The 639-nt window shown below is 38.8% G+C and carries 1 pseudogene; it reads right to left on the reverse strand.

The features are described 5' to 3' along the window. Positions 1–129: 129 nt before the first annotated feature. Positions 130–639: pseudogene (locus JWG41_RS20405) on the reverse strand (DUF5018 domain-containing protein); the annotation flags it as partial.

The raw sequence follows: 639 nt of genomic DNA on the forward strand, positions 1-639 counted from the left end.
CCCGCCACCCAATGGATTCCATATATCACATGTTTGTTGGTTTGTAACGTCTAGATTAGCAACTCGTATTTTTTTATAAAAAGAAGTTCATCTTTTTGCTAAACCTTGCAGAAGGGATTTGCTTTAGTGTTACAATGGTAAAAGCTTATACTTTGCATTCACGTAAAGGAATAGTTTTTCTACATCTGTTTCAGAAAGATCAGTGTTAAAATATAGAACTTCAGCGATGTCCGCATCGAGATTCCCATTGCCGAGATAAAGAGAATTTGGTATTGTCCCGCCTGAATAATCGTAAGCAATAGGAACTTGCCCTTTTAAAACGCCATTCCAATATTCGCGACCGGTCGTCATTAAAACTTGAACCGAACCCAAAGCCAGAAACTCATTTTTGGGAATTGTTAAAGATGATATGGTGGCGCAACTTGCCCCATTCCTACATACGATATATTGAGAAATAGGGTGATCGATGGAAATCTCCCTTCCCTGGCCGCCATGTATATTCAACAAAGTAACTCCACCTGAAACTGTATTTACTAATCTCATCACAAAAAAGACGCTTCCACTATTGGTAACATACAATCCAACTGCCCCAGATGATAAATCCATACGAGAAGTATTTGAACTTCTGAATTCGGCAAC

Source organism: Leptospira chreensis, assembly GCF_016919165.1.
GTDB lineage: Bacteria > Spirochaetota > Leptospiria > Leptospirales > Leptospiraceae > Leptospira_A > Leptospira_A chreensis.